This window comes from Janthinobacterium sp. Ant5-2-1, assembly GCF_001445815.1.
Classification (GTDB): Bacteria; Pseudomonadota; Gammaproteobacteria; order Burkholderiales; family Burkholderiaceae_D; genus Janthinobacterium; species Janthinobacterium lividum_E.
In genome coordinates this window covers 61981-88887 of sequence record NZ_LNCE01000047.1, presented here as the reverse complement: position 1 = coordinate 88887, position 26907 = coordinate 61981, and the positions used below count along the sequence as shown (strand labels likewise).

At 63.8% G+C, this 26907-nt stretch carries 22 protein-coding genes; 12 read left to right on the top strand and 10 right to left on the bottom strand.

Annotated elements, in window-relative coordinates:
- Nucleotide 1 precedes the first annotated feature (1 nt).
- A protein-coding gene (gene prfB / locus ASN89_RS15650) for a peptide chain release factor 2 (RefSeq protein ID WP_138829122.1) occupies nucleotides 2–1106 on the bottom strand; the annotation gives its coding sequence in 2 pieces (ribosomal slippage) (nucleotides 2–1024 and nucleotides 1026–1106; 1104 coding nt in all).
- Complete coding sequence (locus ASN89_RS29310; RefSeq protein ID WP_058049905.1) at nucleotides 1023–1217, bottom strand: hypothetical protein; 195 nt, start codon at nucleotides 1215–1217, stop codon at nucleotides 1023–1025. The genes prfB and ASN89_RS29310 overlap by 84 nt, the downstream gene beginning before the upstream one ends.
- 91 nt (nucleotides 1218–1308) lie before the next feature.
- Between ASN89_RS29310 and ASN89_RS15640 the strand changes: the two genes are divergently transcribed.
- Nucleotides 1309–3339 (top strand): bifunctional 2',3'-cyclic-nucleotide 2'-phosphodiesterase/3'-nucleotidase, encoded by a 2031-nt coding sequence (locus tag ASN89_RS15640; protein ID WP_058049904.1) that lies wholly within the window; start codon nucleotides 1309–1311, stop codon nucleotides 3337–3339.
- Nucleotides 3336–3824, top strand: coding sequence for a tetratricopeptide repeat protein (locus ASN89_RS15635; RefSeq protein WP_058049903.1), 489 nt, complete (start codon nucleotides 3336–3338; stop codon nucleotides 3822–3824). The genes ASN89_RS15640 and ASN89_RS15635 overlap by 4 nt, the downstream gene beginning before the upstream one ends.
- A 12-nt stretch (nucleotides 3825–3836) precedes the next feature.
- Here the strand turns inward: ASN89_RS15635 and ASN89_RS15630 are convergent, their stop codons facing one another.
- A complete protein-coding gene (locus tag ASN89_RS15630; protein WP_046682992.1) occupies nucleotides 3837–4235 on the bottom strand; it encodes a hypothetical protein in 399 nt (132 codons plus the stop codon).
- Between the two features lie 9 nt (nucleotides 4236–4244).
- A complete protein-coding gene (locus tag ASN89_RS15625) occupies nucleotides 4245–5120 on the bottom strand; it encodes a hypothetical protein (protein WP_152988585.1) in 876 nt (291 codons plus the stop codon).
- A 344-nt stretch (nucleotides 5121–5464) separates the two neighbouring features.
- On the opposite strand from ASN89_RS15625, the gene ASN89_RS15620 reads away from it, so the two are divergent.
- The 5 genes from ASN89_RS15620 (at nucleotide 5465) to ASN89_RS15600 (ending at nucleotide 12507) form a co-directional block, all read left to right on the top strand.
- On the top strand, nucleotides 5465–6622 hold the full coding sequence (locus tag ASN89_RS15620; RefSeq protein ID WP_046682990.1) for an ABC transporter substrate-binding protein: 1158 nt from the start codon (nucleotides 5465–5467) through the stop codon (nucleotides 6620–6622).
- Nucleotides 6623–6707: 85 nt separating this feature from the next.
- Complete coding sequence (locus ASN89_RS15615; RefSeq protein ID WP_010398938.1) at nucleotides 6708–7598, top strand: branched-chain amino acid ABC transporter permease; 891 nt, start codon at nucleotides 6708–6710, stop codon at nucleotides 7596–7598.
- A 7-nt stretch (nucleotides 7599–7605) separates the two neighbouring features.
- Nucleotides 7606–9549: an ABC transporter permease subunit gene (locus ASN89_RS15610; protein ID WP_058049901.1), complete on the top strand. Its 1944-nt coding sequence runs from the start codon at nucleotides 7606–7608 to the stop codon at nucleotides 9547–9549.
- 10 nt (nucleotides 9550–9559) lie between these two features.
- The gene (locus ASN89_RS15605) at nucleotides 9560–10282 is read left to right on the top strand and encodes an ABC transporter ATP-binding protein (RefSeq protein WP_046682988.1); all 723 of its coding nucleotides are present in this window, start codon (nucleotides 9560–9562) and stop codon (nucleotides 10280–10282) included.
- 83 nt (nucleotides 10283–10365) lie between these two features.
- Nucleotides 10366–12507: a TonB-dependent receptor plug domain-containing protein gene (locus ASN89_RS15600; protein ID WP_152988584.1), complete on the top strand. Its 2142-nt coding sequence runs from the start codon at nucleotides 10366–10368 to the stop codon at nucleotides 12505–12507.
- A 3-nt stretch (nucleotides 12508–12510) separates the two neighbouring features.
- Here the strand turns inward: ASN89_RS15600 and ASN89_RS15595 are convergent, their stop codons facing one another.
- From ASN89_RS15595 to ASN89_RS15570, 6 genes are all read right to left on the bottom strand, one after another.
- Nucleotides 12511–12831, bottom strand: coding sequence for a DUF2288 domain-containing protein (locus ASN89_RS15595; RefSeq protein ID WP_058049900.1), 321 nt, complete (start codon nucleotides 12829–12831; stop codon nucleotides 12511–12513).
- A gap of 42 nt (nucleotides 12832–12873) precedes the next feature.
- Complete coding sequence (locus ASN89_RS15590) at nucleotides 12874–13581, bottom strand: RES family NAD+ phosphorylase (protein ID WP_046682985.1); 708 nt, start codon at nucleotides 13579–13581, stop codon at nucleotides 12874–12876.
- Between the two features lie 2 nt (nucleotides 13582–13583).
- The gene (locus ASN89_RS15585) at nucleotides 13584–14021 is read right to left on the bottom strand and encodes an MbcA/ParS/Xre antitoxin family protein (RefSeq protein ID WP_046682984.1); all 438 of its coding nucleotides are present in this window, start codon (nucleotides 14019–14021) and stop codon (nucleotides 13584–13586) included.
- Nucleotides 14022–14100: 79 nt separating this feature from the next.
- Nucleotides 14101–14517: a fosfomycin resistance glutathione transferase gene (gene fos, locus ASN89_RS15580; RefSeq protein ID WP_046682983.1), complete on the bottom strand. Its 417-nt coding sequence runs from the start codon at nucleotides 14515–14517 to the stop codon at nucleotides 14101–14103.
- A 48-nt stretch (nucleotides 14518–14565) separates the two neighbouring features.
- A complete protein-coding gene (gene recJ, locus ASN89_RS15575) occupies nucleotides 14566–16266 on the bottom strand; it encodes a single-stranded-DNA-specific exonuclease RecJ (RefSeq protein WP_046682982.1) in 1701 nt (566 codons plus the stop codon).
- On the bottom strand, nucleotides 16263–17321 hold the full coding sequence (locus ASN89_RS15570; RefSeq protein ID WP_046682981.1) for a hypothetical protein: 1059 nt from the start codon (nucleotides 17319–17321) through the stop codon (nucleotides 16263–16265). Before ASN89_RS15570 ends, recJ begins: the two co-directional genes overlap by 4 nt.
- Nucleotides 17322–17713: 392 nt before the next feature.
- Between ASN89_RS15570 and ASN89_RS15565 the strand changes: the two genes are divergently transcribed.
- The 5 genes from ASN89_RS15565 to ASN89_RS15545 all read left to right on the top strand — a co-directional run bounded on the left by ASN89_RS15565 (nucleotide 17714) and on the right by ASN89_RS15545 (nucleotide 26862).
- Nucleotides 17714–21226: an SdrD B-like domain-containing protein gene (locus ASN89_RS15565; RefSeq protein ID WP_058049899.1), complete on the top strand. Its 3513-nt coding sequence runs from the start codon at nucleotides 17714–17716 to the stop codon at nucleotides 21224–21226.
- A gap of 117 nt (nucleotides 21227–21343) precedes the next feature.
- Complete coding sequence (locus ASN89_RS15560) at nucleotides 21344–22015, top strand: PEP-CTERM sorting domain-containing protein (protein WP_058049898.1); 672 nt, start codon at nucleotides 21344–21346, stop codon at nucleotides 22013–22015.
- An 82-nt stretch (nucleotides 22016–22097) separates the two neighbouring features.
- Nucleotides 22098–24251 carry a type I secretion system permease/ATPase gene (locus ASN89_RS15555; protein WP_058049897.1) on the top strand — a complete coding sequence of 718 codons (2154 nt, stop codon included), beginning with the start codon at nucleotides 22098–22100 and terminating at the stop codon, nucleotides 24249–24251.
- A complete protein-coding gene (locus tag ASN89_RS15550) occupies nucleotides 24248–25561 on the top strand; it encodes an HlyD family type I secretion periplasmic adaptor subunit (RefSeq protein ID WP_058049896.1) in 1314 nt (437 codons plus the stop codon). Before ASN89_RS15555 ends, ASN89_RS15550 begins: the two co-directional genes overlap by 4 nt.
- Nucleotides 25561–26862, top strand: coding sequence for a TolC family protein (locus tag ASN89_RS15545; RefSeq protein ID WP_235501982.1), 1302 nt, complete (start codon nucleotides 25561–25563; stop codon nucleotides 26860–26862). The genes ASN89_RS15550 and ASN89_RS15545 overlap by 1 nt, the downstream gene beginning before the upstream one ends.
- Nucleotides 26863–26907 lie beyond the last annotated feature (45 nt).

The following is a 26907-nucleotide window of genomic DNA, read 5'->3' as shown; positions in this document are numbered from 1 at the left end:
CTTATACGCCTTGCTTGAGCGAGGCGGAAATGAACTCGTCGATGTCGCCATCGAGCACGCCCTTGGTATTGCCCGTCTCGAAACCGGTGCGCAAGTCCTTGATGCGGGACTGGTCCAGCACGTAGGAGCGGATCTGGTGACCCCAGCCCACGTCCGTCTTCGAGTCTTCCAGCTTTTGCTGTTCGCTCATGCGCTTGCGCAGTTCATGCTCGTACAGCTTCGCTTTCAGCATTTCCATCGCTTCGGCGCGGTTGCGGTGCTGCGAACGGTCGTTCTGGCACTGCACCACGATGCCGGTCGGCGCGTGGGTCATGCGGACGGCGGAGTCGGTCTTGTTGATGTGCTGACCGCCGGCGCCCGACGCGCGGTAGGTATCGACGCGGATGTCGGCCGGGTTGACGTCGATTTCGATCGAATCGTCGACTTCCGGATACACGAACAGCGACGTAAACGAGGTGTGGCGGCCGTTGGCCGAGTCGAACGGCGACTTGCGCACGAGGCGGTGCACGCCCGTTTCCGTGCGCAGGAAGCCGTAGGCGTGATCGCCCTCGACCTTCAAGGTGGCCGTCTTGATGCCGGCGACCTCGCCGTCGGACTGTTCGAGGATTTCGACCTTGAAGCCCTTGCGTTCGCAATAGCGCAGGTACTGGCGCAGCAGCATCGAGGCCCAGTCCTGGGCTTCCGTGCCGCCGGCGCCGGCCTGGATGTCGATGAAGCAGTTGTTCGGGTCCATCGGATTGTTGAACATCCGGCGGAATTCCATGCTTTCGATGACCTTGCGGATTTCCTGCACGTCCTGCTCGATCGCTTCGAGCGTATCGTCGTCGCCCTCTTCGCGGGCCATGTCGAACAGGTCGCGGGTGTCGCGCAGGTCGGCATCGGCCTTGGCCAGGGTGAAGACGATGGCTTCCAGCGCCTTCTTCTCTTTACCGAGGTCCTGGGCGCGCTTGGGATCGTTCCAGACGGTTGGATCTTCCAGTTCTTCGTTGACTTGCTCTAGTTTCTCCGACTTGACAGTGAAGTCAAAGATACCTCCGAAGTTCGGCTTCGCGGACCGTCAGGTCGTTGAGCAGGGCGGAGATGATATTGATGCGTTCGGCTTCCATAATGTTCTGGTCTTCTATGGTGAAATCAAACCCTGAATTATACGCGAGCGCGGCGCGTTTCCACTGCCGCCGCCGCGCAATTGCTGCCGCACGGGTCAATAAAATCGTCATTTCGCTGTATTTGCGACAATATTTTTGCCTTGATAGGGGCTGCCGTGCTGCGTATGATGCTGGCGATATTGTCTTTCCACAGGAATACATCATGCTTCAATCTCCCCGTCTTGCCCTGTTGCCGTTGCTGCTGGCCGGCTGCGGCGCCTTGCCGCCCGCCGCCACCGGGCCGGTCCAGCCATCGGCCGCGCCGGCCGGCAGCAGCGCCACCCTGGCCCTGCTGGAGACGACGGACTTGCACGCGAATGTGCTCAGTTATGATTATTACAAGCTGCAGGCGGAACCGTCGATCGGCCTGGAACGCACGGCGGCCCTGATCGCCCAGGCACGTGCGCAATTCCCGAACAACCTGTTGCTCGACAACGGCGACACCATCCAGGGCACGGCGTTGGCCGACTACCAGGCATTGGTAAAACCGCTGGCCTGCGACCAGACCCTGGCCATCTACAAGGCGATGAATTTGCTGAAAGTGGACGGCGGCGGCATCGGCAACCACGAATTCAACTACGGCCTGGCGTTCCTGAGCCAGGTGACGGGCAACCAGTTTGACGTCGACAGCGTGGACTCTGCCAAACCGCGCTGCGCCGGCCCCGCGTTCCCGCAAGTGCTGGCCAACGTCTACAGCGTCAAGACGGGCAAGCCCCTGTTTGCGCCATACCACATCATCGCCAAGCAAATCACGGCCACCGGCCCCGATGGCAAGGCCATCACCGCTACCGTGAAGGTCGGCATCATCAGCTTCGCGCCGCCCACCATCATGGCCTGGGACAAGCGCTGGCTGGAAGGGCGCGTCTACACGCAGGGCGTGCGCGAGACGGCGGAAAAATTCATCCCCGAGATGCGCGCCAAGGGTGCCGAACTGGTGGTGGCCATCTCGCACGGCGGCCTCGATGACAGTCCGTATTCGCCGACCATGGAAAACGGCAATTACTACCTGTCGCAAGTGCCGGGCGTGGACGCCATGCTGATCGGCCACTCGCACCAGCGGTTCCCTAACGCGAGCAGCACGGTGCCGCAATTTAATTTGCCCGGCGTCGACAAGGTCAAAGGGCTGGTGAACGGCGTGCCGACCGTGATGGCCAATTTGTGGGGCAAGCACCTGGGCGTGATCGGCCTGCGCCTGCGCCACGACGGCAAGCAGTGGGTCGTCGACAAGAGCGCCACGACGGTGGAAGCGCGCGGCATCCAGAACGCGGACAAGAGTTATGTGGCGCCTGATCCCGCCATCGCCAAACTGGTGGCCGAGGAGCACGCGGCGACGATTGCCTACGTGCAGACGCCCGTGGGCAAGACGGACTTCCGCATGTCGACGTACTTCGCCGACGTGGGCGACGTGAGCGCCATCGAGGTGGTGAACCAGGCGCAAGCGGGCTATCTGGCTGCCTACGTCAAAGCGAACCTGCCGCAGTACGCGCACCTGCCCGTGCTGTCGATGTCGTCCCCGTTCAAGAGCGGCTCGGCCGGCGTGTCCGACTACACGGACGTCAAGGCGGGCAATGTGGCGCTGAATAACGCGGCTGATTTGTACCTGTACCCGAACGCGCTGTACGGCGTGAAGATGAATGGCGCGGACCTGAAGGCCTGGCTGGAACAGTCGGCGCAGCGTTTCAATACCATCGACCCGAACAAGCTGGAAGCGCAGGAACTGGTCAACACGGCCCATCCGAGCTACAACTTCGACGCGATCACGAGCGCCGACGTGCGCTACCAGATCGACGTCACGCAACAGCCCGGCCAGCGTATCAAGGCGCTGACGTACAAGGGCAAGCCGGTGGACGCCAACCAGGAATTTTTGATCGCCACCAATAACTACCGCGCCAGCGGCGGCGGCAATTTCCCTGGCCTGGACGGCAGCAAGACGGTGGTGGCCTCGCCCGACAACAACCGCGAACTCCTGATCGCTTACGTGACCAAGGAAAAAAACCTGACGCGCGCGAAAAACGGTTCGGCGCGCAGCTGGCGCTTCGCCAAAGCCGCCACGAAAGGCCCCGTGGTCTTCCATTCCGCGCCGAACGTGATCGACCTGGCGCAAGGGGCCGGTATCGACAACGTCACGCAGCTGAAGCCTGATGATGGCGCAGGCAAGGGCTTTGCGCTGTACCAGCTCGACCTGTCGAAATGATGCTGGCAAACTTGCTGCTGGCCGCTGCGCTGGCGTCGCCCGTGGTGGCCGCGCCCGATGTCACGGCCCGGGCCAAGGTCCTGATGCGTGCGGAAGAAGCGTCCCAGCCGCAGGCGCGCGCCCTGTTCGAGCAGGCGGCGGGGCAGGGCAGCGGTCCTGCCGCGTACTACCTGGGCCTGATGCACAAGAACGGCATGGGCGGACCGCAGGACAGCGCCGCCGCGCTGCGCTGGCTGGAACTGGCCGCGCAACGCGGCGTGGCGCCGGCCATGTTCATCGTGGCGAACATGCTGCTGGACAGCGATGAAGCACGGGCGCGCTACTGGCTAGACGCCGCCTGCGACCTCGACTACCCGGAAGCGCTGCAGCAGAAATCCGTCGCGCTGAGCGAAGGACAGATGGGCTATGCGCACAATGAGGAGCTGTCCTTCCTGTACCTGAAGATGGCGACGCATGCGATGGGGCACCGGGCTGGCGAGCCGTAATTGTCCCCCAGCTCAGGTCCGCAGGCTGTTCGCCGCCTCGGCAATCGCCAGTGGGTTGCGCGACAGCAGGGCGGCAGCCAGGTCCAGCAGGCCTGCCGCTGCCTTGATGGCCGCGTGCGTGTGCTGGATGTCGGCCACGGTTTTCCTGCCCTGCTCGATTGCCGAGTTTACATTGGCCAATGCCTGCTGCGCGCCCTGGTTGATCAGGTAGATGCCATGGGCGCGGAAAAAGGACACCATCTGGTCCAGGTGGCTTTCATATTGCTTGAGATCCTGCAGCACGGTTGACGGCGTTGGCGGCGTACGGTCGGTCAGCGCGATGCGCAGCTCCAGTACCTGGTTCGAGGCCTGGGCCAGCTTGTCGGCGATTTCCGTGGTTTGTTTTTCATCGAGTGCGATAGCGTTGCCCATGTTTTACTCCTACCAGGGTGAGGGGGAATAATTGCTTGCCTGCTTTTGCAGGGTATCGACTTGCTTGGCAAAGGTGTCCAGTTGGCGTTCCAATGCCGGGTCTTTCATGGACTTGGCGCGCAAGGTGCTCAGACTGTTCTGCAATTCGGTCATGGCGGCAATATAGGCGTCGATGACCTTGCCACGCTCTTGCAGTTGCCGCCCATCCTGGTAGAGCTTGGCTTTCAGATAGTTGCTGGCAACAGGCTCCCTGGCCGCGGCATTGTCGAGCGAGCGGTTCAGGGACGCCAGCGTCAGGTTCTCGTCGTGCAAATTGGCCTGGTAATTTTGCTGCGCATATTTTTTCAGCGCATTGCTGATGATATAAATATCGTCTTCGCGCGCCAGCAGTTCGTTGATGCCCGACTGCTGTCTGTGCTGCGTCACGATTTGGCTGATCAGCGCGCTCAGGCGCGTGACTTTGTCCAGTTGGTCGGCGTTGAGCACGGGCGTCATGCCGCTGGACTGCTGCAAGGCGCCCAGCGAACCGCCAAGGGCGCCGATCTCTTCCTTGTAGTTTGCCAGCTTGTCGTTGGCCAGTGCGGCAAGTACTTCCGCGTAGCGTTTCAATACATCGTTCAGTTCGGACGTACCCGCCAACTGGGCCGCATAGTCCTTGCAGCGCCGGAGCAGGTCCTGCTCCGTTTCCTGCGCAACGTAGGGGCGGTCGGTGATGATGCTGTTGCGCCGTACATTATTGGTGCAACTGTTCATGGAGTGCGTCAGCATGGGTTTGAATGCTTCCGTTACCGCCACCGTCTGTCCCGCGAACTTGTCGACCGGCGTGAAGTTCTTGCAGGCGCTACTCATGCCGCCGATCAGCAGACAGGCGCAGATGGTTGTCATGGGCTGGCGCATAGGTTCTCCGTGGTAAGGATGGGATTGCCGCCATGGCCGGTTGACCCTGGTTCAATGACCATATCACCATTGCCTCACCATACTTTGACGCAGATCAGATACCTGTACTGTGTGTCAATGTGCAGCAGCTGTGTCAATTTGCGCCATATTTTCCTTACAAAAGACTGACATCGGGCCAGTAATCTGGTCTTTTTCGCATGTTGCGACGCGTCATATGTAGTTGTTGCTGGTGCATGTTTACTCACCTACAATGATTTATCGATGGGGAGGTTATCCAGCGTACGACTATAAAAATAAGTGGCATTAAAAACGTTGTATCAGAGGAGATGACAATGAATTTGAAACAGAAATTGCTCGTGGCAAGTTTGGTTTTGGGTTTCTCGCAGGCGGCGGTCGCAGCCGACCCCATCAAGATCGGCGTGTCCGGTCCGTTCACGGGCGGTTCCGCGCCGATGGGCGTGTCGATGCGCGACGGCGTCAAGCTGGCCGTGGCTGAAATCAATGCCAAAGGTGGCGTACTGGGCCGTTCGCTGCTGCTGATCGAGCGCGACGACGAAGCGAAGAACGAACGCGGCGTGCAGATCGCCCAAGAACTCATCAACAAGGAAAAGGTCGCCGCCACCGTCGGCTACATCAATACGGGCGTGGCCCTGGCGTCGCAGCGCTTCTACCAGGAAGCGAAAATTCCCGTCATGAACAATGTGGCGACGGGTTCCATCGTCACCAAGCAGTTCGCCGACCAGCCGGAAAACTACATTTTCCGCAATGCGGCCAATGACACCATCCAGTCCGGCATGATCGTGCATGAGGCGATCGAGAACCGCAAGTTCAAGAAAGTGGCGATCCTGGCCGACTCCACCAACTATGGCCAGCTGGGCCGCGAAGACCTGGAAAAGGCGCTCGACAAGAAGGGCATCAAGCCCGTCGTCGTGGAAAAATACAACATCAAGGACGTCGACATGACGGCCCAGCTGCTGAAAGCCAAGCAGGCGGGCGCGGAAGTCGTGCTGACCTACGGTATCGGCCCGGAACTGGCGCAGATCGCCAACGGCATGGAAAAACTGGGCTGGAAAGTGCCGCTGATCGGCAGCTGGACGCTGGCCATGGGTAACTTCATCGACAACGCGGGCAAGAACGGCAATGGCACGCGCATGCCGCAAACCTTCATCCAGGACGCCAGCACGCCGAAGCGCAAGGCTTTCATCGACGCCTACGTGGCCGCCTACAAGCCCTCGGGCGGACGCATGCCGTCGGCCGTCTCGGCCGCGCAAGGCTACGATTCCATCTACCTGCTGGCCGCGGCCATCACACAGGCAGGCGGCACGGACGGCCCGAAAGTGCGCGCCGCGCTGGAAAACCTGAATGAAAAAGTGGAAGGCGCCGTCACCACCTACAACAAGCCGTTCAGCAAGACCAACCATGAGGCGATCACGGCCGACCTGACGGTCTTCGGTGAGGTCAAGGACGGCAAAGTCGTCCTCGCGAAATAAGCCTGGCAGACATTCGCCGCGCAGTGGCCAGCCTTGAGGAATCAGGACTGGCCATTTTTTCATCGTTCGTCTTCCGGGGAATACCATGGAAATCTTCCTGCAGCTCGTCTTCAGCGGCATCGCGCTGGGCATGATCTATGCCGTCATCGCCTTCGGCTACCAGCTGACCTTTGCCACTTCCGGCACCCTCAATTTCGGCCAAGGCGAATCCCTGATGCTGGGCGCGCTCGTGGGCCTTTCCCTGGTGGGCACCATCCACGGCGGCCCGTACATGAGCTATCTCCTGATGATCCCCATCGTCATCGTCTTCGGCGCCTTGCAGGGCGTGTTCGTCGAATGGATAGGCGTGCGGCCCGCCATCAAGATCAAGTCCGAATTCGGCTGGATCATGTCGACCATCGCGCTGGCCATCATTTTCAAGAACGTGGCGGAAAACATCTGGGGCAAGGATGACCTGATGTTCCCGTCGCCGCTGTCGGCCGCGCCGTTCCAGGTGTTCGGCGCCAATGTGCAGCAGATGCAGGTGGCCGTCATCGTCGGCGCGCTGGCCATCATGCTGGCCGTCGAGGTGTTCAACCGCAAATCGATCTATGGCAAGGCCGTCGTGGCGACCGCCAACGACCGCGATGCGGCCGGCCTGATGGGCATCAACACGGGCATGGTGATCACGTTTTCCTACGCGCTGTCGTCGGCCACGGCCGCCTTTGCGGGCGTGCTGGTGGCGCCGCTGACACTGACGGGGGCCACCATGGGCGCCTCGCTGGGTTTGAAAGCGTTTGCCGTGGCCATCATCGGCGGGCTGACCTCGGGCGTGGGCGCCATCGTCGGCGGACTGATCCTGGGCATCGCGGAAACGACCACCGGCTACTACATCTCCACCGGCTACAAGGAAGTGCCTGGCCTGCTGCTGTTGCTGCTGGTGCTGGCCGTCAAGCCGTCCGGCCTGTTCGGCAAAGCCGCGATCAAGAAAGTCTGAGGACGACATGAACAAGCAAATCACCATGCTGGCGCTGAGCGCGGCGGGACTGGCCGCGCTCGCACTGTTCCCCATCGTCATCCCGAACCCGTATTACATCCATCTGGCCGAGACCATCCTGATCTACGCCATCCTGCTGTTCGGCCTCGATATCGTCGTCGGCTACACGGGGCAGGTGTCGCTGGGCCACGCGGGCCTGTTCGGCATCGGCTCCTACGTCACGGGCGTGCTGGTGTTCAAGCTGGGCGTGTCGTTCTGGCTGGCCATCCCCGCCAGCATCCTGGGCGCGGCCGTGTTTGGCGCCATCCTGGCCTTGCCGGCCCTGCGCGTGACGGGGCCCTACCTGGCCATGGTGACCCTGGCCTTCGGCACCATCGTGCAAATCCTGATCAATGAAATGAGCTTCCTGACGGAAGGGCCGATGGGCATCAAGATCCACAAGCCCGTCCTGTTCGGCCACAAACTGACGGAAGTGGAGTACTACTACATGGTCGCCGCGCTGCTGGTGATCTCGCTGGTGGTGGTGCACCGCATCTTGAAGTCGAACCTGGGCCGCGCGTTCGAAGCCTTGCGCGACAGCCCCATCGCGTCGGACTGCATGGGCGTGTCCGTGTATCGCTACAAGGTGTACGCCTTCGTCATCAGCGCCGGTTTCGCGGGCCTGGCCGGCAGCCTGTACGCGTATTCGGAAGAATACATCTCGCCCAATACCTACAACTTCGAGCTGACGATATTGTTCCTGCTGGCCGTCATCATGGGCGGACGCAAGACCCGTTCGGGCGCGCTGATCGGCGCCCTGATCGTCGTCATGCTGCCCAGCCTCCTGTCGGACATCGAGTTGTTCCGCAAGATCGCCGTTGGCGCCGCCGTGCTGGGCGTGATCGGCTCCGCCTTCATGCTGGCGAAAAAGCGTTCCACTCTGCGCGGCGTGATCGTGCCCCTGGTGGCCACCATCGGCCTGGCCGCGTTTTCCTACAAACTGGAAAACATGGTCGACTGGCGTCTGACCATCTTCGGTTTGATGACGCTGTTCGTCGTGTACTACCTGCAGGATGGCATCGTCGGCTTCTTGATGAGCTTTATCGGCAAGGGCCGGCGCCATGTGCAAGCCGTCGCTTCGCACGGCGTGGCGCCGTTCGACCATGCGCAGGGCGGGCAGCAGGGCGCGACCCTGCTGCGCGTGGATCAGGCCCTGATGCAGTTCGGCGGCCTGAAAGCGCTGAACCAGGTGGACCTGAACGTCACGCAAGGCTCCGTGCACGGCTTGATCGGGCCGAACGGCTCGGGCAAGAGTACGATGATGAACGTGCTCACGGGGATCTACAAGCCGACGGCGGGCAAGGTGGAATTTGCCGGCGCCGTGATCTCCGGCCGCACGCCGTCCGAGATCGCGCTGGGCGGCGTGGCGCGCACCTTCCAGAACGTGCAGCTGTTCGGCGAGATGACGGCCACCGAGAACGTGCTGGTGGGCCTGCACAACACCTTCAAGTCGAACGTGCTGGACGTGATGCTGCATACGCCCCGATACAAGCGCGAAGAAACGGCCGCGCGCGAGCGGGCCGCCAGCATCCTCGAATTCGTCGGCCTGGCCGACCTGGCCAACGAAGAGGCACGCAATCTGCCGTATGGCAAGCAGCGGCTGCTGGAAATCGGCCGCGCGCTGGGCCTCAACCCGCGTTTGTTGCTGCTCGATGAACCGGCGGCGGGCCTGACGGCGCCCGACATCAAGGAGCTGATGGCCATCATCCGCAAGATCCGCGAGCACGGCATCACCATCATCCTGATCGAGCACCACATGGACGTGGTGATGGCCCTGTCGGACGTGGTGACGGTGCTGGACTTTGGCCAGAAGATCGCCGAAGGCGTGCCTGCTGCCGTGCAGAGCGATCCGAAAGTGATCGAAGCCTATCTTGGCGGCAGCGCCGAAACCCTGGCGCCAGCGGCGCACTGAGAGGAAGACCATGCTGACCATTAGTAATCTGCACGCCGCCTACGGCAAAGTCGAAGTCCTGCACGGCATTTCGCTCGACGTCCCGAAGGGCAAGCTGGTGACCCTGATCGGCTCGAACGGGGCCGGCAAGACCACTACCATGCGCGCCATCTCCGGCATGCTGAAACCCAAGTCCGGCACCGTCACCCTGGGCGGCAAGGACGTCACGGGCCTCGATTCGCACAAGATCGCGCGTGCCGGCCTGGCCCATTCGCCGGAAGGCCGGCGCGTGTTCGCCTCGATGTCGGTGACGGACAACCTGCTGCTGGGCGCCTTCCCCCGCTTTACGCGGGCGCGTCCGAAAGGCGACATCAAGCGCGACCTGGACAAGGCCCTGGAACTGTTCCCCCGCCTGAAGGAGCGGCGCGACCAGCTGGCCGGCACCTTGTCGGGCGGCGAGCAGCAGATGCTGGCCATGGCCCGCGCCGTGATGCTGAACCCGGAAGTGATACTGCTGGACGAACCGTCGATGGGCCTGGCGCCCATCCTGGTGGAAGAAGTCTTCCGCATCATCACGCGCTTAAAGGCCGAAGGCGTGACCATGCTGCTGGTGGAGCAATTCGCCGCCGCCGCCCTGAACGTGGCCGATTACGGCTACGTGCTGGAAAACGGCAGCATTTCCGTGCATGGGCCGGCGGAGAGCCTGAAAACCGATCCGAAGGTGATCGCGGCGTATCTGGGGGGAGGGCACTGATGATGGCCTGACAATGCGCTTGCTGCGCATTGTCAAATCCTCTACACTGCGCGCTTCCCTACCCGCAGTGTAGAAAAGGCATCATGCGCAGCGCCAGCCCGTATTCCCTGTTTTTATCCCCGCTTTTTTCCCTGCTTTTGCCCGCCGCTGCCAGCGCCGACGATGCGCCGTTGCAGAAGGTTGAAATTTCGGCCGTCAGTGGCACGCAGCAGCGGCGCGACGACACGGCCGCGAAGATCATCGTCAGCCGCGACGACCTGGCACTATATGGCGACAGCAACCTGGCCGCGGCGCTGAAACGCCAGCCCGGCGTTTCCGTCGTCGGCGGCGAGGTGCGCATGCGGGGCCTGGGTGCCGGCTACACGCAAATGCTGATCAATGGCGACCCCGCGCCACCCGGGTTTTCCATCGAGTCGATCGCCCCGGACATGATCGAGCGCATTGAGATTTTGCGCAGCGCGACGGCAGAATACAGCATGCAAGCCGTTGCCGGCAGCATCAACGTGGTCTTGCGCAAGGGGGCCAGCGGCGTGGAGCGCGAATGGAAGCTGGGCGCGGGCCGGCAGGATGGCCGCTGGCAGCCTGCCGCGTCCTTGCGCGTGGCGGACAAATTGCCGGGTTTTGCCTACTCGCTGACGGGCGCCCTGGAACGCACGGCCGATGACGTAGCGGGGCGGACGATTGAAACAACGTCCGGTCCCGCCGGCATGCCGCTGTCGCTGCGCGACACGCGCACGCGCAACGCTTCCTCCGTCAACAAGGCCAGCCTGACGCCTCGTCTGCACTGGAACCTGGACAATGGCGACTCCATCACCTGGCAAAGCCTGCTGGACTGGTACCGCACGGGGTTTGACGGCGTGGCCCGCGAAACGGTATTGACGGGGGCGGCCAGCAGCTATCCGCGCAATGGCGCCACCTCGCAAGCGAGCGTCTTTTCGGCGCGCAGCGACGTGAGCTGGGCGCACTCTCTGGGGGCTGCGGGCAAGCTGACGGCCAAACTTGGCGTCAACCACAACCGGCGTGATACGGATTACGTTTTCCATGGCGAGGCGGCCGGTGGCGCCACCCTGCTGCGGCGCGGCGTGGTCTCCGACGCCATTGACGACAGCGTCAACAGCAGTGGCAAATACCTGGGCCGGTTGGGTGGCGGCCACGCTTTGAGCCTGGGCTGGGACGGCAGCCTGATACGCCGCAGCGAGTCGCGCCGCCAGCGCGATACGTATTTTGACGGTGGCGCGCCGTATGCGCTCGATGAAGACTACACGGCCAACGTGCGGCGTCTGGCCCTGTATGCGCAGGATGAATGGGAAGTGACGCCGCGCCTGCAAATGTATGCGGGCGTGCGCTGGGAAGGCTTGCAGACGGCGACCGAGGGCCGCACTTTGAGCGAAGTGCGCACGCAGGCCAATGTCTTGAGTCCCGTGGCGCAGCTGCTGTGGAAGCTGCCGGAGCAGGAGCGCGACCAGCTGCGGCTGGCGCTGGCGCGCACCTACAAGGCGCCCACCACGCGCAACCTGGTGCCGCGCCGCTACACCGTCAACAATGGCAACAGCGCCAATAATCCCGATTTCCAGGGCAATCCCGACCTGCGCCCGGAACTGGCGTGGGGGCTGGATGCGGCCTGGGAGAGCTATTTCGGCAAGAGCGGCGTGGCCAGCCTGTCGGCATTCACGCGGCGCATCAGCGATGTCACCGTACAGCGCCTGTTCCAGCACGATGGCATCTGGACCGCCAGCCCGTTCAACAATGGCACGGCCACGGTGCGCGGCGTCGAAATGGATGTGAAATTCCCCTTGCGGACCTGGTGGGCACAGGCACCCGATATCGACGTGCGCGCCAATGCGGGGCGCAACTGGTCCAGCGTCGCCGCCGTGCCGGGTCCGGGCAACCGCCTGGCCAGCCAGGTGCCGTCGACGCTCAACCTGGGTCTCGATTACCGGCTCTCGCCGAAAATGAGCATGGGCGGCAATCTGAACGTGCAGACGGGTGGCCTGGCGCGACTCGATGCGCACGCCAGCAGCCATGCGGGCGTACGGCGTGCACTCGACGCGTATGCGCTGTGGCAGCCGGACGTGAAAACGCGCGTGCGCCTGTCAGCGGCCAACTTGCTGCATCAGCAGCGGGTGCAAGGGCAATCCTATGTGGATGAAATGGGCCGCAGCGACAGCATGACTACCCTGGGCAGTAGCGCTGCGCTGCGCCTGATGTTCGAGCGCAGCCTGTAAGCATCAGTGCCTGGTCGGCTTTTCCTGCTGCACCAGAATGAACGGGCTGACGACGACGGCCCATAGCGAGCTATCGGCGGCCTGCCAGTCCAGCGCCTGCTGGTCGGAGACTTTGGCTACCTTGCCATCGACCATCCATTGCGTGATGGTCGCCTTGTCGTCGTGCGAGATGCGCACGGCCACTTCGACCAGGTCCAGTTCATCGGCGACCCAGACGACATTGCCTTGGGCGAAGTGCTTTTCCAGTTCGCTCCAGGCCAGGCGGGCCGTTTCGCTGTTTACTTTGAGGCGCAGTTCGGTGTCTTTTTCAGGATTGGTTTGCATGTGAGATCAGGTTGCGGTGAGTCGGGTGCCGATGCGCGCGGTTTATTTGCCTGGCAAGGCTTCCACGTGCGGTATCGGCGTACCCTGCCATGTTAACCGATAGGCGGCGCCTTTGCGAACATTGCCCACGAGGGCAGGGCGGAAGCAGGCCAGGTTGGTGCCGCCCGCCAGCCGGGTGCTGGGAAAGATGACGCCCATGGAGCCGGCCTCGAGCAGGATGGCGGCCAGGTCTTGCGAGGCGATGTAGCTGGACGGGTCGAGGCAGGCCGCATAGCGCTCTTGGCCGCGCAAGTCGTGGAAGCTGGCGGAAAAATCGGCCAGCAGCGACTGGTAGTTGACGCTGTCGTCGAAATAGTCGATTTCCTGGTATTCCACGGTTTTATGGAAAATGATTTCGGCCAGCGCCGTTTTCATATCGAAGGCGCAATACCAGGCGCCCCGTTCGCCATCGTTGAAGCGCGCCCCTTCCGGCCGGGCATACGTGTAGGCGGCGTTGATGATGCGAAAGTGCGGCACGCCAAAAACCAGTTCGTCCACGCCAATTCCTGGTGCGCCGCCATACTCGGCCACCAGGCGCGCGTTGGTGGCGTTATCGAGCTCGAACAGCTCGCGCAGGTGCGCGTCGTCCTCGGCCAGCGGCGCCAGCACGGAGTCTTCCATGTCGGCAAAGCGCGAGGGAATCAACCGGCAAGTGTCGATCTGACGCAGCGCGGCCAGCGGCGGCAGGTGGGTATTCGGGGCTGCGGGCACGATTACAGTCCTCCGCGGCGCGCGTCGAGCAGCTTGCGCACCGTCTGCATGGCCAGCAAGCCGCCGGCCAGCATCTGCGACAGGGGCGTGCGGCCGCCGAAGATGGGGTTTTTGTTGGGCAAACTCACCCATTCGTCAGCCAGTTTGTCGCCGTACAGGATGTGCAAGGCTTTATAAATGCCCAGCAAATACGAAATGCGCGTGATGCGGTCCACTTCCAGCACGCGGTCCGGGTGCTTCTTCCACTCGTAATAGGCGCTGCTGGACAAGCCGCCCAGCAGTTCGCGCGCATCGTCGTCGCGCAGTTTCCAGGCGGCGGCCAGCTTGAAAAAACCCTTCAGGGCCGCCTGCGACAATCGCTCGCGCTCGGCTTTGGCATTCAGGTCGACGAGCACGGCCGGCTCGAAGCGGCTCTTGGGGTAGGCGTAGGCAAGATTCATGATGGACTCCTTTTATGGATAAATATTACTCCTTTTTTGTAATTTATGCTGTCCTCTTCCAAATGTGCGCGCCAGCACCTTAATCGTCAAAGAATTGCATGCCGGCATAGGGCGCCGCGCGGCAGGCTGCCAGCCGCTGCGCCAGGCTGCCCGCATGGGCTTCCAGCCGGTGGCCGTCCGGATCGAGGAAATACAGGGAATCGCCGGCGCTGCGGTTTTGCTGCCATTCGGGCACGCCGGCGGCGCGCAGGCGGGCGGCAAACGGGGCGAAGTCGGCGGGCGCGATGGAAAACGCGTAATGCGTATAGGCGGAACTGGCCAGCACAGGCGTGTCTTGTCCGTCCAGCGACAGGCATAGCCACAAGTCCCCGGCCGACAGATACGCGCCCCGGTCCCAGCGCGCATGCAGGCGCAGGCCCAGGGTGTCGCGGTAAAAGACGACGCTGCGCGTCAGGTTGTGCACGGACAGGGTGAGGTGGTTCAGGCCGGTCAGCATGGATTGGGAGGTGTCGGGAAGGCGATCAATAGGTTTGGGCCGGTGCCATCACACAGGTTCGGCGTGCTCCACCATGAGTTGTACTTTCGTCGTGCCATTGTATTCATTCGCATCGAGCCGGAATGCCACGCGCGTGCGTTCGCCCAGGGCGTCCGTATGCCCGAACCAGATGGCGTCGAAACGCACGCCGTTCTTTTCCAGCAGCAGTTTCAAATGGCGCTCTTTGAGGATGCGCTGGCTGACGACGCGGAATTCGTCGCAGAAGACGGGCGGGGCGAAGCCCTGGCCCCACACTTGCCCATCCATCAGCTCGATGAAGGCCGTCGTGTAGTAGGCGTCTTCCAGCGGGCCGTCCGTTTCCACCACCCGTTCCAGCTGCTGCTGGCTGAGCCAGGCCTGGCCAACTGCTTCGAAGGCTTTGGAAAAGGCGTCGAAAGCGTCGGCGCGGATGGTCAAGCCCGCCGCCATGGCGTGGCCGCCGAACTTGTCGATCAGGCTCGGCGCCCGTTTCGACACGAGATCGAGCGCGTCGCGCAAGTGGAAGCCGGGAATCGAGCGTCCGGAGCCCTTTATCCAGCCGTCCGCGCCCGGTGCGAACGTGATGGTCGGGCGATAAAACTTTTCCTTCAGGCGCGAGGCCACGATGCCGATCACGCCCTGGTGCCACGATTCATCGAAGACGCTGATGGTGCTGCTGTTGGCTGGCTCGAACGTATCGAGGTGCAGCAGGGCCGTATCCTGCATTTCCGCCTCGATTTCGCGGCGCTTCAAATTGATGTCGTTCAACTGCTGCGCCAGCGCCCAGGCGCGGCCTTCGTCGTCCGTGACCAGGCATTCGATGCCCAGCGACATGTCTTGCAGGCGGCCGGCCGCGTTCAGGCGCGGTCCCAGGGCAAAGCCCAGGTCGAACGGCGTGGCGCTGCGCGCTTCGCGGCCCGCCACGCGGAACAAGGCGGCCACGCCCGCGTGCATATTGCCCTTGCGCATGCGTTTGAGGCCTTGCGCGACGAGGATGCGGTTGTTCGTATCGAGACGCACGACGTCGGCCACCGTGCCCAGCGCCACCAGGTCGAGCAGGTTGTCGAGCTTGGGTTGCGTTTGCGCATCAAAGAGGCCGCGCCGGCGCATTTCCGCGCGCAGGGCCAGCAAGACGTAGAACACGACGCCCACGCCCGCCAGATGTTTACTGGGGAAACCGCAGGCGGGCTGGTTCGGATTGACGATGACGGCCGCGTCGGGCAGGGTGTCGGCCGGCAAATGGTGGTCGGTGACGACCACCTGGATGCCGCGCCGGTTCGCTTCGGCCACGCCGTCGATGCTGGCGATGCCGTTGTCGACGGTGATGATGATGTCGGGCGACTTTTCGCGGGCCGTCAGTTCGACGATTTCCGGCGTCAGGCCATAGCCGTATTCAAAACGGTTGGGCACGATGAAATCGACGTCGGCGCCCATGGCGCGCAAGCCGCGGATGGCGACGGCGCATGCGGTGGCGCCGTCGCAATCGTAGTCGGCCACGATGACCATGCGCTTCTTGGCGGCAATCGCGTCGGCCAGGAAGACACCGGCCGCGCCGATGTGCAGCAAGCCGGATGGCGGTATCAAGTCTTTCGGCTCGATCGAGAGTTCTTTCGCGTCGGACAGGCCGCGCGACGCGTACAAGCGGGCCAGCACGGGATGGATGCCGCCCTGGCGCAGCAATTCGGATTCGCGGTAGGGGCAGGGACGGGTGGCGATGCGGGTACGGGTCATGATGCTTTCAACTTGTTCAGGGTAATCGCGCGCCAGAATTTGCGCTGCGCGTGCTTGCTGGTGGTGCAATCGAGCCAGGCGTCGCGGTGGCTCAGCACCAGGCGCAACTGGCCCAGGCGGCCATCCTTCAATGCCGCCAGCAGCGGCGCGAACCAGTCCGCTTCCAGCGCTTGCAACTGCTGCAGCCACATGCCCCATTCCTGGGCTTGCGCCGCTTCGGTCAGGCCGCCGAGCACGACGATCGCCTCGGATTGGTCCGCCAGCACACTGTTTGGACTGGCATCGCGCTGCGCCGGTTCCGCCAGCGCGGCCAGCCAGCCCGGTGCGTCCTGCGTATGCAGGCTGGCGGCGCAGCGCGCAGGCGCATGTGCCGCCGTGGCCACGCTCCCGCCCCAGATCCAGAATGAATTGATGGCTTTCAAGCCCCGCTCCTCGCGCGCCGCATTGACGGGATGCTCATGCCACAGCATCTGCACTTCATTTTGCAGGCGGCGCGCCGCGCGCGCATGCTCGCCTTCCGGCATCCACACGGACAGGTCTTGCGTGGTGGCTGCGTCCGGCGTGGCGCACTGCAAGTCGGACCAGGCGTCGGCGCGCATGAACCAGGTGCCCGCGTCGCCATACGCCAGGGGCTGGCCGATCTCGTCGAAATACGGGCGCGCCGTGTCGAACAGGGTGCGGCCGTCGGCCTCGCTCAGCTTGAGCTGGCGCAAGTCTTCCAGGCTGATATGGCTGCGGGCGATGGCCAGGTGGGCCGGATGCAGAACGAAGTAGCGCGCGCCCGGTTCCGGCACGAGGCCGTAGCCGCGCATGGCCTGGGCGGCAAAGGCGGCCTGTGCCGCTTCGCCGTTGGGCGCGGGCGACAGGGCCAAGGCGTGCGCCAGCCACGCTTCGTGCGGCAGCAGGCGGTTGGCGTTGTCAAAGGTTTCTAAATTGCAAGTGGAGGTGCGCGACAGCAGTGCCGCCAGCGCGGGCGCCTGCAAGACCTTGAGCAGGTCGGCAGCCAGTTCGGCATTGGGCAAGGCGAAGGGCAAGACAAGGGTAAGTTGATTCATCCCGAGATTGTAGGCGATTGTGGTGCGGGCCGAAAAGGCGCATCTGTTTTCGAGCCTGCGATGGCAACACCGGTGGCGCCGGAAATGCACAAAAATTATAAAAATTTTATCGATATTGATGGAAATTAATTTGCTTTTGAAAAGATAGTGGATATAATTGCGACAACTTAAATATCAGAAATACAATCACCCCCTGCTGCGTGGTTGCGTCGTCTGGCTCCTGTGTCCCTCGAAACTGTATACAAGATCTGCCGGCTTCATTTTTTAAACAAGTCTCTTCTTGGAAGCCCACCTATGTATACATTCGCCGCTTTGCGCGGCCAGGCTGATCGCGCCCTGGCCCCCCGTATTTCCGCTCCTGATGCCGTCGTTGCATGCCGTCAGGAGGCCGCATGACTACCTACAACCTGTCGACCACGGTCCATGTCTGCGAAGACATCAACAAGAATTTCGACATCCGCGACCTGCTGATCCAGGCCGGCTACGCGGTGCAAGGCGAACTGAATATCAAGAATTTCACGGTTTTGTTGCCGGACGATACCGAATCGACCGTCAATACGCCGCTGTTCGGCATGCTCGACGCGGACACCGTGTACGTGCGTCCCGGCGACTGGGCAGCCAACTACAATGGCAGCTTCTCGACCATCCAGGTGACGATCGACAAGGGCAATGGCGATATCGTCCAGCTGAGCCTGCAAGTCATCATCGACCCCGTCAATGACGCGCCCGATGCGGCCGACAAGACCTTCACCCTGGTCGACGGTTCCAGCGTCGTGCTGAGCGAAAGCGATTTCGGCTTCCACGACGACGTCGAGCACGACGGCTTCAAGTCCATCGTCATCACCAATACCACCACGGCGGGCCAGGTCTTGCTCAACGGCGTGGCCGTGGCGGTGGGCACGGAAGTCTCGATCGACGATATCCGCGCGGGCCACCTGGTCTTCGTGCCGAGCCAGACCGTGGCCGGCGACTTCGACCTCGGTTTCAAGGTGCGCGACGATGGCGGCACGGCTGGCTGCAATGCGCAAGACCTGAGCCTGGCGCCCCATTACCTGACCTTCAAGGTGCCGATGGCCCACCTGGGCGATTTCGTGTGGGAAGACAAGAACGCCAACGGCGTGCAGGACGCGGGCGAGGCGGGCATCGCCAATGTCGTCGTGCAACTGAAGGATACGGCCGGCAATGTGGTCGCCTCCACCACGACGGACGCCAGCGGCGGCTACCACTTCGACGTCAATCCCGGTACCTATTCGGTGACCGTGGTGGCACCCGCCGGCTACGTGCCGACGGCAGCGAACCAGGGCGGCGACACGGCCAAGGACAGCAATATCGATGCGGCCGGCAAGATGGCGCCCGTGACCCTGGCGCCGGGCGAGACCAATTTGACCCTCGATGCGGGCCTGTACCGCACGGCCGAGCTGGGCGACCGCGTCTGGTTCGACACGAACAAGAATGGCGTGCAGGACGCGGGTGAAGCAGGCGCCGCAGGCGTGAAAGTGACCTTGCTCGATGCGTCGGGCAATGCCGTCGGCAGCCCGCTCATCACGGACGCAAATGGCAACTATCTGTTCACGAACCTGAAACCAGGCGCTTACAGCGTGCAGTTCGACAAAACCACCTTGCCATCCGGCTACGCCTTCACGGGCCAGGACCAGGGCGGCGACGACCAGCGCGACTCGGACGCCAATGCCGACGGCCGCACGGCGCAAGTGCTGCTGGCATCGGGCGACAGCAATCACAGCGTGGATGCCGGCATCGTGGCCTTGCCAGCGACCCTGGGCGACCGTGTCTGGCATGACAGCAACATGAATGGCGTGCAGGATGCGGGCGAGTCCGGCATCGGCGGCGTCACCGTGCAGCTGAAAAACGCGGCCGGCAGCGTGATCGGTTCGACCGTGACGGACGCCACCGGCTATTACAACTTCAGCGTCGATCCCGGCACGTACTCGATTGCCGTCGTCGCGCCAGCCGGCTATCTGACGACGGTCAAGGATGCGGGCGGCAACGATGCGCTCGACAGCGACATCAATACGCTGGGCAACAGCGGCCAGGTGACGGTCGCCGCCGGACAGAACTACAAGGACCTTGACGCCGGCCTGTACAAGACGGCGTCCATCGGCGACCGCGTGTGGTTCGATGCGAACGGCAACGGTACGCAGGATGCGGGCGAGGCGGGCGTGGGCGGTGTGAAAGTCAACCTGTACAACGAGCAAGGCGCCGTCGTGGCCAGCGCCACCACGGATGCCAGCGGTAATTATCTGTTCAGCAACCTGGTGCCAGGCAATTACTACCTGGGCTTCGTGCCGCCTGCCGGCTATGGCTTCACCAAGGCCGATATCGGCGGTTACGCCACCGATTCGGATGTCAATCCGGCCACCGGTTTTACCACCACGTGGGCTACCTTGAAGTCGGGCGAAACCCAGCTGGACTGGGATGCGGGCCTGGTGAAACTCAACACGGCCTCCATCGGCGACCGCGTGTGGGAAGACAAGAACTACAACGGCGTGCAGGAGGCGGGTGAACTGGGCGTGGCAGGCGTGAAAGTCAACCTGCTCAATACGTACAACCAGGTCATCGCCACGACGACGACGAACGCCAGCGGCAATTACCTGTTCAGCGAACTGGCGGCCGGCAGCTACAAGGTGGAAGTCATCCGTCCATCGGGCTTTTACTACACCAAGGCCAATGTGGGCGTTGACACGGCCGATTCCGACGTCGATGTCAGCACGGGGCGCTCGGGCCTGATCAACCTGGCCGCGGGCCAGAACGACATGAGCTGGGATGCGGGCATTTACCGCAAGGCCAGCCTGGGCGACAAGGTGTGGCGCGACGCCGACCATGACGGCGTGCAGGACTACAACGAGGCGGGCATCGCCAACATCAAGGTGCAACTGTACTCGGGCAGCGGCGTGCTGCTGGCCACCACTTATACGAATGCCTACGGCAACTATCTGTTCAGCAACCTCGATCCGGGCAGCTATTCGCTCAAGTTCGACAAGTCGGGCGTGTATCACGCCGGCTACGCCATGGATACGTGGAAGTGGGGCGCGAAGAACGTGGGGGCCAACGACAACATCGATTCGGACGTCAACAGCAATGGCACGACGGGCAACGTGGTCTACACGGACATCCTGAAACTGGCGTCGGGCCAGAACGACATGAGCTGGGATGCGGCCATCACGCCCATCGTCATCGACCTCAACGGTGACGGCGTGCACACGATTGCCCGTGCCGACTTCCACGGCAGCTTCGACTTGCTGGGCACGGGCAACGCCATCCAGACAGGCTGGGTCTCGGCCCAGGATGGCTTGCTGGCTATCGACAGCAATGGCAATGGCAAGATCGACAATATCTCGGAACTGTTCGGCGGCAACGAAAAGGGCACGGGCTTTGCCAAGCTGTCCAGCTATGACTCGAACGGCGACGGCGTGGTCGATGCGCACGATGACAAGTTTGCGGAATTGCGCATCTGGCGCGACGCCAACAGCAACGGCGTGACGGACGACGGTGAATTGATGTCGCTGCACGACGCCGGCGTGGCCAGCCTGACGGTCAGCTACACGGAACTGCCTTTCCTCGACGCCAACAGCAATTTGCACCTCGAACGCAGCAGCGCCACCTTGGCCGACGGCAAGTCGGTCGACATGACGGACGTGTATTTCAACGTCGACGCCAAGGATGCGGCCGCCGCCGGCGTGGCCTTGCCGAGCATGGCCGACCTGCTGCGCGACGACAGCACGCTCGACGTGGTGCTGGGCCAGGATGGCACGGTCAACACGGTCGCTGCCGCTCAGGCTGCCACCGTCGCCCCGGCTGCCGAAGCCCAGGCCCAGTGCGAGATGGCCGACCTCTTGCGTCGCGCCATGGCCCACGCAAATACCCAGCCCCAGGAAATGGCTGCCTGATGTCCCTTGCCGGCCCGTAATCCTGCCCGGCAATGCCGCACCGGCGCGCCCGTCACGGGGCGCCGGCGCTTTCCATGCTTTTTTTGCACACTTGATAATAGAAATAGGGAAACCACGATGAAACAATCCATGCACCTGTTCGTTCGCGGCGCCATCGCCGCCGCCACGTTCGCCCTTGCCAGCGGCAGCGCCCTGGCCGCCTCCAACCTGCAAGTCGTCGATTCGCACAGCGTCAGCCTGTTTACGGCTGCCGGCGGCGCCTTCGGCTCGGGCAGCGCCATCTCGCCGACCTTGTGGGAAGTCAAGTACGACAGCAACACCTTCCTGGCGTTTTGCCTCGATCCCCATGTCGCACTGAGCAATAGTTCGAACAGCTACAGCAGCGGCGTCTTCGCCGCCAGCGATGCCGTCAAGCGCCTGTATGAAGGCTATTACGCCTCGTCCGTCGCGAATGTGTCGACCAGCGCCAACAGCGCCGCCGCCTTCCAGCTGGCCCTGTGGGAATTGAATAACGACAACACGAACCTGCTGACGGGCGACCTGCGTTTCAAAAGCCTGAGCAATGCCGTCGTCAGCCAGGCCAACACCATGCTGGGCGTGGCAACGGGCAATGGCGCCATCCAGAACCTGTACAGCTACACCAGCTTGAGCAGCGTCAACCCGGCTTCGCAGACTCTGCTTTCCGTGTCGCCGGTGCCGGAAGCGCAAACGTGGGCCATGCTGGTCGCGGGCCTGGGCCTGCTGGGCTTCATGGCGCGCCGCCGCAAGGGCGCTTCCGCGCTGAATTAATCATCGCTCATCGCGCAAGCGATAGCGTTCCCGCTGCGGCGCGCCCGACCGGCGCGCCGCAGCGTTTTATTGTGAATCCATCATGACCCCACCCCCCGACACTTCCACCGCTTCCGCCGGCATGTCTACCCATGCGCTTGCCGAGGCCATCGTCTTCCTCGCGCGCTTTTTCGGCGTGGCCGTGCAGGCCGAACGCCTGCGCGCCAGCGTGGCGGCCCAGGCCAGCCCGGCCGCCGCCGATTTCCTCGACCAGGCGCTGGCGCAAGCCACCTTGGCCGGCACCGCGTTGCCGGCAGGCACGCCGCGTCGCCCGACGGAAATGCCGGCCTTGCTGCTCAACAGGGAGGGGCAGGCGCTGGTGATACTGTCTATTGCTGATGGCAAATATGAATGCCACGTGCCCGGCATCGAAGGCAGTGCCTGGCTGGACGCGGCCGCGCTGGCGCAGGAAGTGCCCGACGCACGCTGGGTGGCCGTGCGGCCCGTACTGTTTTTCGACCAGCGCAGCTTGCTCTACAGCATGCCGGTGGCGGGGCGCTGGTTCTGGGATGTCTTCAACCGCAACCGCTGGGTCTTCCGCTGGGCCCTGCTGGGCACCCTGGTGCTGAACGTCATCGGCGCGCTGGTGCCGTTCTATGCGATGGCCGTGTATGACCGCGTGATTCCGAACAATGCCACTTCCAGCCTGTGGGTGCTGACGATCGCCGTCGTGGTGCTGACGGGCTTCGAGCTGGCCCTGCGCCTGTTGCGCGGTGAACTGGTGGAAACGGCGTCGCGCCGCATGGACGTGGCGCTGTCGTCGAACATCTTTGCCCAGTGCTTGCGCCTGCGCGCGGCCAGCCGGCCCGCTTCCGGCGGCACCCTGGCCAATACCGTGCGCGATTTCGAATCCGTGCGCGAATTCTTTGCCTCGACCACCCTGACGACCCTGGGCGACTTGCCGTTCCTGCTGCTGTTCCTGCTGGTGATCGCCCTGGTCGGCGGCTGGCTCGTGCTCGTGCCGCTGGCTGTCATCCCGATTTTGTTGCTGGTGGCCTTTGCCTCGCGCGCGGCCCTGGCGCGCCACGTGGCCGCCTCGATGCAGGAAAGCGCGCAGCGCACGGCGCACCTGTTTGAAACCATGAATGGCCTCGACACCATCAAGGCGCTGGGCGCCGAAGCGTGGAGCCGGCGCAAGTGGGAAAGCCTGACGGTGGCCATCGCCGCCAACAGCGTCGAGACGCGCGAAATCGTCAGCCGCGTCAATTACATCAACACGGCCGTGCTGGCCCTGTCCGGCGTGGCTGTAGTGGCCACGGGCGCCTTGCTGATGGGCGAGCACCTGCTGACCCTGGGCCAGATCATCGCCGTGAGCATGCTGACGGGCCGCGCCCTCGCGCCCGTGAGCCAGATCGCGGGCCTGATCATGCGCTGGGAGCAGACCAAATTGTCCTACCACGCCCTCAATAAAATCATGGAAGCGCCGACCGATGACGACGCGGCCAGCCTGCAGGCGCCGCCCCTGTCCGGGCGCATCGAATTTCGCGAAGTGGGCTTTGCCTACCCGAATTCGCCGCCGCTGCTCGATAAACTCAATCTGCATATCCGCCCCGGCGAACGGGTCGGCGTGATCGGCAAGCTCGGTTCCGGCAAGAGCACCTTGCTGCGCCTGCTGCTGAACCAGTACGGCCCGCAAAGCGGCAGCGTGCTGTTCGACGACCTGGCGAGCACCCAGTTGGAGCCTTTGAGCCTGCGCCGCCAGATCGGCTACGTGCCGCAGGACGTGACGCTGTTCCACGGCACCCTGCGCGAAAACATCGAACTGGGACGCAGCCAGCCTGACGACGCCAGCCTGCTCGACGCCATCCGCCTGGCCTGCCTCGACGACATCATCACCCAGCTGCCCAACGGCGTGGCGACGGAAGTGGGCGAGCGGGGCGAACGCCTGTCCGGCGGCCAGCGGCAAGCCGTGGCCATGGCCCGCGCCTTGCTCGCGAAACCGAGCATGCTGCTGCTCGATGAGCCGAGCAGCATGTTCGACCCGGCCACCGAGCAGCGCTTGATCTCCCGGCTGCGTACCTTGAAAGACACGACCATCGTGCTGGTCACCCACCGCATGGCCATGCTGGCGCTGGTGGACCGCCTGATCGTCTTCGACAAGGGGCGCATCGTGGCCGATGGCCCGCGCGATGAGGTCATGCGCGTGCTCAATAACCAGGCGGCCAGGCCCGCGGCGGAACAGGGAGTGGCGGCATGAGCGCCCTGAATGCCCGTCCTCTGCCGGCGGCCCACCCGGACCCGGAACGCGAACCGCAGCGCATCGTCCTGCGCATGCTGGCGCTGATCGCCGTATTGCTGGTACTGGTGCTGGCCTGGGCCACCTTCGCCCAGCTCGACGTGTCCGTGAATGGCCGTGGCGCCATCACGCCGCCGTCGCACCTGCAGGAAGTGCAAAGCCTGGAAGGGGGCATCGTACGTGAAATGCTGGTGAAACCGGGCCAGCGCGTGCGCCGCGGCGACTTGCTGCTGCGCCTGGACACGGCCCAGTACGAAGCCAACCTAGGCGCCAGCGTGCAAAACCGCCTGGCCGCGCTGGCGGGCAGGGCGCGCCTCGACGCGCTGCTGTCCGGTGGCACGCCCCAGTTTGCGCCGGAATGGCAGCAGGAAGCGCCCGAGCTGATCGCCAAGGAAACGCAGTTGTGGCGCGACGGCCAGCGCGAATTCGCGTCGGCCACGGCGGCCGCGCGCGAAGGCGTGACGCGCCGGCGCGGTGAGCTGGCCGAGGCGCACAGCCGCATCGCCCAACTCGACACGGGCTTGAGAATCGCCCTGGAAAGCCTGTCGATCGAAGAGCGGCTGTTCAAGGAGGGCGCCGGGTCGCGCGGCGACTACCTGAATGCCCAGCAGCGCGTACAGCAGCAGCGCACGGAACTCGACGGCCTGCGCGCCTCCGTGCCGCGCCTGACGGCCACCCTGGCCGAGGCGCAGGCGCAGGCTGGCGAAGTGGAAGCGCGCATGCGCGGCCAGTGGGGCGCGCAGCGCAGCGAATATGAAACCAAGGCCGGCGCCCTGGCCAGCACGGTCAAGGGCCAGCAGGACCAGGTCAGCCGGCGCGACGTGACGGCGCCCGTCGACGGCGTCGTCAACCGCGTGCTGGTGGCCACCGTCGGCGGCGTGGCGCAGCCAGGCAAACCTATTCTGGAAATCGTGCCCGCCGACTCGGAAATGCTGATCTCCGTGCGCGTCAAGCCGTCGGACATCGGTTTCATCCACGTGGGGCAGCGCGCCTCGGCCAATGTGCTGGCGTATGACGCCACCACCTATGGACGCATGCAGGCGCAGGTGGTGCGCGTGGGTGCCGATGCGATTCCCGATGAACGCAACGAGCCGTATTTCGAGGTGCAGCTGAGTACCGACCGCAGCCAGTTGACGGCGCACGGCAAGGTGCTGCCGATTACGCCCGGCATGCCCGTCGACGTGGGCATCCTGACGGGGCGTCGCTCGGTGCTGCAATATGTGTTCAAGCCCGTGCTGCGCGGCTTGCAGTCTTCCCTGCAGGAGCGGTGATGCGCACTTTTTTACTTTGCATGGCATTCGCCTGCGCCAACGCGGAGGCCCAAACGGCCCAGTCCACGCCACCGGCCGCTTTCCAGGCGCAGTCCGTACGCGGCTTGCCCGCCTTGCTGGCGCGCGCCGTGCCGCGCGATCCGCAGGTGGTGGCGGCGCAGGCGGCGCTGGCCACCACCGAAGCGCGCTACAAGCAGGCCCGCTCGCGCCTGTTCCCGACGGCGGCGCTGCAGGCGACGCGGGGGCGCAGCAATGACCTCGACGGCACCCTGGACGTGGAGCGCCGCACGCACCAGGTGGAAGCGAGCGTGCGCTGGAATGTGTACAACGGCGGGGCCGACCGCGCCGAACTTGATGCGGCCGAGCGCGAGATGGCGGGCGCCGCTTTCGACGTGGAGCGCGCGCGCGCGGACAGCGCGGAAAAGCTGGCCGAAGCATATTTCGACATGCAGCGCCTGGAGCGCAGCCTGCAGCAGTCGCAGGAACGGCTGCGCGACGTGACGCAGCTGGTGCGGCAGGTGACGCGCCAGGCGGAGCTGGGCAAAGCGTCGGAAGTGGACCGCGAACTGGCGCAAAGCTCGCAGCTGGACGCGGAACTGGTGCACGACGGCTTGCTCACGGACCAGCAGGCGGCGCGCATCAAGCTCGAAGCGCTGGCCTTCGAGCCGGTGGCGCAGTTTGCCGATTTCGCCTTCGCGCCGCTGCCGGCGCAGGCTTTGGAAAACGCCGACACGCAGCAGGCGCAATTGCGCGCCGCGCGCGAGCGGGCGGCGGCGGCCCAGCTGCGCGTGCGCAGCGTGGCGGCCACCCTGGCGCCAAAAGTGGACCTGAATGTCAGCCACCTGTTGAATAACAAGACCACGCCGCCGCCGTCGACCATCCAGCAGCGGGGCTGGTCGGTGGGCGTCTCCTGGGAATTCCCGCTGGGCGGGGGCAGCCTGGCGCAGCGCGACGAGAGCATCAGCCGCGCCCAGGCGGCCGAGGCGGACGTGGCGCGCGCCGAGCAGGGCACGCGCGCCGACCTAGCCAGCATGTTGCCGCGCATCGCCAATGCGCAGCGCACCCTGGCCCTGCTCGACGAACAGGAAAAGAAGATGGCCTTCGTCGTGCGCGGCGGGACCATCCAGTACGAAGCGGGCCGGCGCAACCTGCAGCAGGTCATCCAGACGCGCGACAGCTACTTCACGATACAGCAGCGGCGCAGCGACCAGCTGCACCGTCTGACCCTGGCGCAGATGCGGCAATATGCACTGGCGGGGCGGCTGCTGGCCGTGTTTGGCCTGGCGCAGGAGGCAAAATAGGGCAGGCGTGCGCGGTTTCACACATGGATCACGCAGACTTGATGC